The 7,036-nt window shown below is 70.7% G+C and carries 9 protein-coding genes and 4 tRNA genes; 6 read left to right on the forward strand and 7 right to left on the reverse strand.

Annotated elements, in window-relative coordinates:
- Positions 1-23: 23 nt before the first annotated feature.
- From AB0D31_RS34270 to AB0D31_RS34285, 4 genes are all read right to left on the reverse strand, one after another.
- Positions 24-95, reverse strand: a tRNA-Val gene (locus AB0D31_RS34270).
- Positions 96-142: 47 nt separating this feature from the next.
- Positions 143-214 (reverse strand) — tRNA-Val (locus AB0D31_RS34275).
- A 1-nt stretch (position 215) separates the two neighbouring features.
- A tRNA-Cys gene (locus tag AB0D31_RS34280) sits at positions 216-289 on the reverse strand.
- 39 nt (positions 290-328) lie between these two features.
- A tRNA-Gly gene (locus AB0D31_RS34285) sits at positions 329-401 on the reverse strand.
- A gap of 190 nt (positions 402-591) precedes the next feature.
- Here AB0D31_RS34285 and AB0D31_RS34290 point away from each other — a divergent pair.
- From AB0D31_RS34290 to AB0D31_RS34300, 3 genes are all read left to right on the forward strand, one after another.
- Positions 592-1,647 (forward strand): chorismate-binding protein, encoded by a 1,056-nt coding sequence (locus AB0D31_RS34290; RefSeq protein ID WP_362730724.1) that lies wholly within the window; start codon positions 592-594, stop codon positions 1,645-1,647.
- A complete protein-coding gene (locus tag AB0D31_RS34295; protein WP_362730727.1) occupies positions 1,648-2,469 on the forward strand; it encodes an aminodeoxychorismate lyase in 822 nt (273 codons plus the stop codon).
- A gap of 110 nt (positions 2,470-2,579) precedes the next feature.
- Positions 2,580-3,413, forward strand: a complete 834-nt coding sequence (locus AB0D31_RS34300; protein ID WP_362730730.1) for a GNAT family N-acetyltransferase — start codon at positions 2,580-2,582, stop codon at positions 3,411-3,413.
- A gap of 129 nt (positions 3,414-3,542) precedes the next feature.
- On the opposite strand, the gene AB0D31_RS34305 is transcribed toward AB0D31_RS34300, so the two are convergent.
- The gene (locus tag AB0D31_RS34305) at positions 3,543-4,061 is read right to left on the reverse strand and encodes a DsbA family protein (RefSeq protein WP_362730733.1); all 519 of its coding nucleotides are present in this window, start codon (positions 4,059-4,061) and stop codon (positions 3,543-3,545) included.
- A gap of 141 nt (positions 4,062-4,202) precedes the next feature.
- Between AB0D31_RS34305 and AB0D31_RS34310 the strand changes: the two genes are divergently transcribed.
- Positions 4,203-4,664, forward strand: coding sequence for a hypothetical protein (locus AB0D31_RS34310; RefSeq protein ID WP_362730736.1), 462 nt, complete (start codon positions 4,203-4,205; stop codon positions 4,662-4,664).
- Between the two features lie 181 nt (positions 4,665-4,845).
- Positions 4,846-5,019, forward strand: a complete 174-nt coding sequence (locus tag AB0D31_RS34315; RefSeq protein ID WP_362730739.1) for a hypothetical protein — start codon at positions 4,846-4,848, stop codon at positions 5,017-5,019.
- A gap of 103 nt (positions 5,020-5,122) precedes the next feature.
- On the opposite strand, the gene AB0D31_RS34320 is transcribed toward AB0D31_RS34315, so the two are convergent.
- Positions 5,123-5,680 (reverse strand): CGNR zinc finger domain-containing protein, encoded by a 558-nt coding sequence (locus AB0D31_RS34320; RefSeq protein WP_362730742.1) that lies wholly within the window; start codon positions 5,678-5,680, stop codon positions 5,123-5,125.
- 194 nt (positions 5,681-5,874) lie between these two features.
- Positions 5,875-6,291: an SsgA family sporulation/cell division regulator gene (locus AB0D31_RS34325; RefSeq protein ID WP_053723613.1), complete on the reverse strand. Its 417-nt coding sequence runs from the start codon at positions 6,289-6,291 to the stop codon at positions 5,875-5,877.
- Between the two features lie 199 nt (positions 6,292-6,490).
- Here AB0D31_RS34325 and AB0D31_RS34330 point away from each other — a divergent pair, with 199 nt between their 5' ends.
- Complete coding sequence (locus AB0D31_RS34330) at positions 6,491-6,892, forward strand: TIGR02611 family protein (RefSeq protein ID WP_362730745.1); 402 nt, start codon at positions 6,491-6,493, stop codon at positions 6,890-6,892.
- The last annotated feature ends 144 nt before the right edge of the window (positions 6,893-7,036 follow it).

The following is a 7,036-nucleotide window of genomic DNA, read 5'->3' on the forward strand; positions in this document are numbered from 1 at the left end:
ACCGGTTACTTCGTGTTACTGCGTGCGCGATACTGGGATTGAACCAGTGACCTCTTCCGTGTCAGGGAAGCGCTCTCCCGCTGAGCTAATCGCGCGGGAACGGTCCCCAACCTCGCAGGACCGGTTACTTCGTGTTACTGCGTGCGCGATACTGGGATTGAACCAGTGACCTCTTCCGTGTCAGGGAAGCGCTCTCCCGCTGAGCTAATCGCGCTTGGAGGTGGAGACGGGATTTGAACCCGTGTAGACGGCTTTGCAGGCCGTTGCCTCGCCTCTCGGCCACTCCACCAGGAGTGCATATGAGGGTCCGGGAAGATCCCCCACATCGAGCGGACGACGAGATTCGAACTCGCGACCCTCACCTTGGCAAGGTGATGCTCTACCAACTGAGCCACGTCCGCTTGTCGTTTCCGATCCGCTTGCGCGTCCCGGCGACGTGTTGAACTCTAGCGGATTCCCGGGCCAGTACAAAAACGCGTTTGTGCAGCGTGCTGCGTTGCACCTGGTCCGGACCGCCGCCGGGGTACGGCCGGAGTTCGCCCCCAGGTCACTCAGAGGCACGCCACCTGCACCGGCCCTAGACTCACAAGCGTGCACGACCTCGCTCCTCTGGCCCGCTTCGGCCGCCTCGTCGCCTCGGACCTGCGTGATGTCACCAGTGACCCCGAGGCCCTCGACTCCACCGGCTTCTGGGCCGTGTCCGCGGACTTCGAGGGCCGGCTCGTCTGCGCCCGCTTCGCGGACGTCCGCACCCGGCCGGTCCCCGAACCCGTGCCCGGCGCCTGGCGTGGGCCCGCCGCCGACGACTGGATGTCGTCCCTCGACCACGCGGCGTACACGGCGGGGGTACGCCGCATCCGCGAGCACATCGCGGCCGGCGAGGTCTACCAGGCCAACCTCTGCCGCGTCCTGAGCGCGCCACTGCCCGACCCCGCGGCGGCCGACGTCGACGCCCTCACCGCGCTCCTCGCCCGCGGCAACCCCGCCCCCTACGCGGGAACGATTCGGCTGCCCGCCCACGGGGTCGAGATCGCGACCGCGTCGCCCGAACTGTTCCTGCGGCGCACCGGACGCGTCGTCGAGTCCGGGCCCATCAAGGGGACCGGCAGGACCGCGGCGGACCTCCTGGAGAAGGACCACGCCGAGAACGTGATGATCGTGGACCTCGTCCGCAACGACATGGGACGCGTCTGCGCCAGCGGCACGGTGAGCGTGCCCGAGCTGTGTGCCGTCGAGGAGCACCCCGGCCTCGTCCACCTCGTCTCCACCGTCCGTGGTGAACTGCGCGAGGGTGCCGGCTGGCGCGAGCTGCTCGACGCCACCTTCCCGCCCGGCTCCGTCACCGGGGCGCCCAAGTCCAGCGCGCTGCGGATCATCGACGCGCTGGAGACCGCGCCCCGCGGCCCCTACTGCGGCGGCATCGGCTGGGTCGACGCGGACCGCGGCACCGCCGAGCTGGCCGTGGGCATCCGTACGTTCTGGGTGGACCGGTCGCAGGGTGTGCTGCGCTTCGGCACCGGCGCGGGCATCACCTGGGGCTCGGACCCCGAGGGCGAGTGGCGGGAGACCGAGCTGAAGGCGTCTCGTCTGCTCGCGATAGCGTCGGGCGACCGGGCCCACAGTGGGCACAGGGGAAGGACCGCGTAAATGCAGATCTGGGTCAACGGCGCCCTGCTGGACGCCGGCGCCGCGCAGGTGTCTGTGCTCGACCACGGGCTCACCGTGGGCGACGGCGTCTTCGAGACGGTGAAGGTCACCGGCGGCCGGCTGTTCGCGCTCACCCGCCATCTGGACCGGCTGACCCGCTCCGCCCGCGGTCTCGGCCTGCCCGACCCCGACCTCGACGAGGTGCGGCGTGCCTGCGCGAGCGTCGTCGACGCCAACCCGATGCCGCTCGGCCGCCTGCGGATCACCTACACCGGCGGCCTGTCACCGCTCGGCTCCGACCGGGGCGACAGCGGGCCGACCCTCGTCGTCGCGCTCGGCGAGACCGCGCGCCGCCCCGACTCCACCGCGGTGATCACCGTGCCGTGGACGCGCAACGAGCACAGCGCCGTGACCGGCCTGAAGACCACCTCGTACGCGGAGAACGTCGTCGCCCTCGCCAAGGCGCATGCGGCGGACGCGTCGGAGGCGCTCTTCGCCAACACCGCGGGGCAGCTGTGCGAAGGCACCGGCTCCAATGTCTTCGTGGTCGTCGACGGCCGGCTGCACACCCCGCCGCTCGCCTCCGGCTGCCTCGGTGGCATCACCCGCGCGCTGGCCGTCGAATGGACCGGCGCGCAGGAGAGCGCGCTGCCGTTCGACGTCCTCCAGCGGGCCGAGGAGATCTTCCTGACCTCCACCCTGCGTGACGTGCAGGCCGTACACCGCGTCGACGGGCGGCAGTTGAGCGCCGCGCCGGGCCCGGTCACGACGAAGGCCATGCGGATCTTCGACGAGCGGGCCGGAGCGGATCTGGACCCGTGACCGGATCGGATCTGGACTCGTGACCGGATCGGCTCCGGCCCCGTGACCGAAGCGGATTCGGGTCCGTAAAGCGCGTGACGGGCGCCGCCCGGGCAGGTACAACGGCCTTGATGACCACCACCATTCGGCCGACCGAGCCGCTCCAGCAGGGCGCCGACGGCGCCAAGTCGCGTACGTACGACGTGTGTGTGAACAGCCGGCGCGTCGGCCGGATCAAGATCGTCACCGATGTGTGGTTCGGGGCCGATGTGGGCCGGATCGAAGAGCTGCACATCGACCCGGCCGACCGGGGCCGCGGCCGGGGCACCGTCGCCGCGCTCGCCGCCGAAGAGGTACTGCGCGGCTGGGGCTGCGGCCGGATCCGCCTCACGGTCGCGGCGGAGGCCGAGGCGGCGCTGCGGATGGCCACCGCCCTCGGCTACGTCGAGCGCAGCCGGAACATGATGAAGCAACTCCCGCACACCGCACCGGAGTTCCCCGAGGGGACGGCCGGACGGCCCATGAACGCCGATGAATTCGAGCGGTGGCGGGCTGCGGCGGTGGAGGGCTACGCGAGCAGCTGGATCGAGCGGGGGATGCCCGAGGCGGTGGCCCGGACCAAGTCCGAGGACGAGCACCGCGCTCTGCTGCCCGACGGCGCCGCCACCGCGGGGACGCATCTGCTGCTCCTGGAGGACCGGGGGAGCGAGGTGGGGACCCTGTGGGTGTCCCGGGCGCCCGCGCCCGACGAGGGCGCGTACGTCTACGACGTCCACGTCGCCGAAGAGCACCGGGGCCGCGGCCACGGCCGCTCCCTTCTGCTCCTCGCGGAGCGGGTGGCGCTCGCCGACGGCATGGACTCCATCGCGCTGCACGTCTTCGCGGCCAACACCCCGGCGCTGCGCCTCTACGAATCGCTCGGCTACCGCACCACCCGCCGCCACCTGTTCAAGGACCTGCTGTGACGCCGCTCCTGTGACCCCGCCCCAGTGATCTGCCGTGTCTCCGCCCGGGTGATCTGCGGTGGTGATCGGCGCCGGTGATCTGCGCCGGTCTTGTGACGAGCTCGGGGACTCTTGTGGTGAGCTCGGGGACTACGGGGCGAGCAGGCGGTCCACAAGCTCCTCGACGCGCTCGCGCAGCCCCTCCTGGCTCGTGCCGCCGTCGAGGCGCTCGTCGCCGACGACGTAGGTCGGTGTGCCCGTCACGCCGATCGCCTTGCCCTCGGCCTGGTCCGCGTCGACGATCAGCATGTGCCGTCCGTCGATGAGGGAGGTGTCGAACTCATCGGCGTCCAGGCCGAGTTCGGCCGCCGTCCGTACCAGGACCGACTCGCCCTCCTCGGCGAGACGCCCGGTGCGGGCGAGGACGGCCTCCACATACGGCCAGCCCTGACCCTGCTCGAAGGCCTCCTCGGCGGCCTGGGCCGCGGCGAAGGCGTGCTTGTGCTTCTCCAGCGGGAAGTGCCGCAGCCGGATGGAAAGCCGGTCGCCGTAGCGGGCGCGCAGGGCGCGGATGTCGTCGAGTGCGGTGGCGCAGTCGGGGCACTGCAGCTCGCACCACACGTCGAGGACGGCGGTGCCGGCGGTGCCGGAGGGGGTGGTGTCGCTCATGGGGCCAGTCTCCCAGCAACCGGGACCTGGGGAGGATCCCGCCCCGGAGATCTCCCTGAGGTCGCCGCCGGGCGTGGCCGCGTGGGCTGGGTCCGGTGCAGGATGGAAGAAGCCACACCCGCCCACGCCTGGAGGAACCGGATGCTCGCCGAAACCGTCTGCTCCGCCGTTTCCGCGGCCGGACTGGGCATCGCCGCCGTCACGGCGTACCGCAAGCGCTTCCTCGCGGCTACGCGTATCGCCGCCTATTCACTGGTCCCGGTCGGCCTCGTCATGACGGGTGTCGTGCAGTGGGTGTCCGGCATTGTCTTCAAGCCGAGTGTGTGGCTCGGCTTCGGTCTGCTCGGCGTCGCCTGGGTGCTGTTCCTGCTCACGCGGGCCGTGGAGCGGCGCGGCGGCGGCACCCGCAAGGAGCGCAAGGCCGCCGCGGCCGCGGACCGGCGTGACGCGGTGGCACCCGCGGCGTCCGCTCCCTCGCTCGGCGCGGGCCGCGCCACAACGGCAGGGCCCACGGCCAGGCCACAGGCCACGCCGCAGGGCAAGCCGGCCGCGAGCGATGACTTCAGCGACATCGAGGCCATCTTGAAGAAGCACGGCATCTGAGCTCCCCGCGGCTCGCCCCTGCCCGGCTCCGGTGTTCCGGCCGGAGCTCCGGCCGCCTCGTGAGGCCGCTCACAATCGCGCGCGGCCGTTTTCGTACGCGCTGCAAGATCGAGTGAACTCCCGGTCATTATGGATGGGTTGGTATATCCATGCGGCGGGGCTGCGTCATCATCGCCCCGAGATGCTGGACACTTCCCAGGGCGCCGTCCCTGCACCGACCGACGAGCCGAGCGAGCCCGCCCCCCAGGCCCGGGGCTGCCTCTTCGCGCTCTCGCAGCCGCCCCTGATGATCTTCCTGGGGGTGATCGGCTCTCTGCTCCTCATGGCCGCCCTGCACGATCTGTTCCTGCTCTGAGGGGTGTCTGGCGGATCATGGCCGGGGCGGGGCGTCTGGCACGGCACCTCGCGGCGTTGCCGGAACGCCCCGATAGGCCCTCCGTACGCGGTGCCCGGCGCGGTCAGCCCGCCGCCTCCTTGCGCCGGGCGCGGTAGGCGGCCACGTGCAGACGGTTTCCGCAGGTGCGGCTGGAGCAGTAACGGCGGGAGCGGTTGCGCGAGAAGTCCACGAACGCCCGCCCGCAGTCCGGCGCCTCGCACCGGCGCAGCCGCTCCAGTTCGCCGGTGACGATGAAGAAGGCGAGGGCCATGCCGCCGTCGGCCGCCAGGTGGTCGGCGACCGAGGCGCCGGGCGCGAAGTAGTGCACGTGCCAGTCGTAGCCGTCGTGGTCGGTCAGCTGCGGGGTGGTGCCGGCGGCCGCGACCAGCTGGTTGACGAGTTCGGCCGCGGCACGGGCGTCGGGCGCCGCGAAGATCTCCGCGAACCTGCCGCGCACCCCGTGGACGCCCAGCAGATCACCGGGGGAGAGCCGCTCGACCCCGCTGATGTCGTGGTCCTGGACGAAGCCGTACAGCGCGTCCACGTCGGCGAGGAGGTCGGTCGCCTCGCTCTCCGGCGCGGTGTTCACCAGATCGACCACCATGTCGAGCGCGATCCGGGTGTCGTGAGGGATCAGCACGATTCGCTCCCTGGCCTGCGGCGGGCGGCGCCCGTCGGATGCTGGCCGACTCTAGCGGCTCGTGCTGTACGCGCACCGGCGCCGTCCTCCACGACGGCTTCGTGGGGGACGGCGCCGGTGGGTGCCGCTCCTTGGGTGTCCGCGCGGCGCCGTCGCCCCGAGTCGGACGGCGCCGTGCGGCTCTCTGCCTGGCCTCAGTTGTTCTCGGCCAGGATGTGCGAGAGTTCCGTGTCGAGATCGAAGTGACGATGCTCGGTGCCGGGCGGAACCGCGGCGTCGGTCCGCTTCAGGAACGACTCCAGGGCCCGCGCCGGGGCTTCGAGAAGGGCTTCTCCTTCCGGCGAGCTCAGGGCGATACAGACGACACCCTGACCGTGACTGCGTGACGGCCAGACTCTGACGTCGCCGGTTCCGGTGGGCCGGTGCAGGCCCTCGGCGAGGAGATCGCGAGCGAAAACCCACTCGACGGTTTCCTCGGCTCCGGTGTGGAAGGTGGCGTGCACGGCATAGGGATCGGCCGTGTCATACCGCAGGCCCGCGGGTACAGGCAGTGAGGACTCGCTCGACACAACGAGGCGCAGGTGCAGCTCGCAGCTGACCGTGGTGTTCATAAGCGCCAGGGCCTTTCGCTCAGTGTGCGCTCGGGGATTCGCACGTCGGCGAAATCGACATGCCACCTACGGTGCCGTTGTAAACCCCTCTGACCGTTTTGAAGGGGTTCACGTAGCTCGTACGGCGGACTATTACTTTGGGTGATAGGTCCATTTCGGTGAACCCGTTTTCAGACGCCGGTCCGGTAGGTTGGGGTGCATGGATACGGGGAGTGACGAGCGGGGCGGGGTGGCGCTCGGATCGCGTGCGCCGGCGTTCATCAAGGCGTCCAGGCCGCTCCACCTGAGCTGGCAGGTCGGTGTTTTCGTGGTCGGCCTCGCGGTCGTGGCCGGCGGCGTGGTCATGCTGCCGCTGCCGGGCCCCGGCTGGCTGGTGATCTTCGGCGGCATGGCGATCTGGGCGACCGAATTCGTCTGGGCCCAGCTCGTCCTCCGCTGGACCAAGCGCAGGGTCACGGAGGCCACGCAGAAGGCGCTCGATCCGCAGGTGCGGCGGCGCAACATCATCCTGACCACGGTCGGCCTGATCGCCGTCGGCGCGCTCGTGGGGATCTATCTCCGGACGTTCGGCTTCGTGCCGCCATGGAAGATCAACCACTGACCGAGCGTGGTCCGCACGTGCTCCGAGCGTGGTCAAAGACCCCGCTGACATGCGGTAATGTTTGGGGTGCGCCCGGGCGATTAGCTCAGTGGGAGAGCGCTTCGTTCACACCGAAGAGGTCACTGGTTCGAACCCAGTATCGCC

The sequence above is a fragment of the Streptomyces sp. NPDC048361 genome (assembly GCF_040651795.1).
In the GTDB taxonomy this organism is placed as follows: Bacteria; Actinomycetota; Actinomycetes; order Streptomycetales; family Streptomycetaceae; genus Streptomyces.

Coding starts and splice junctions, on each gene's coding strand:
- AB0D31_RS34305 (WP_362730733.1), bottom strand. CDS start 4,061: ATGAGCGACACCACCCCCTCCGGCACCGCCGGCACCGCCGTCCTCGAC.
- AB0D31_RS34300 (WP_362730730.1), top strand. CDS start 2,580: ATGACCACCACCATTCGGCCGACCGAGCCGCTCCAGCAGGGCGCCGAC.
- AB0D31_RS34325 (WP_053723613.1), bottom strand. CDS start 6,291: ATGAACACCACGGTCAGCTGCGAGCTGCACCTGCGCCTCGTTGTGTCG.
- AB0D31_RS34330 (WP_362730745.1), top strand. CDS start 6,491: ATGGATACGGGGAGTGACGAGCGGGGCGGGGTGGCGCTCGGATCGCGT.
- AB0D31_RS34310 (WP_362730736.1), top strand. CDS start 4,203: ATGCTCGCCGAAACCGTCTGCTCCGCCGTTTCCGCGGCCGGACTGGGC.
- AB0D31_RS34295 (WP_362730727.1), top strand. CDS start 1,648: ATGCAGATCTGGGTCAACGGCGCCCTGCTGGACGCCGGCGCCGCGCAG.
- AB0D31_RS34315 (WP_362730739.1), top strand. CDS start 4,846: ATGCTGGACACTTCCCAGGGCGCCGTCCCTGCACCGACCGACGAGCCG.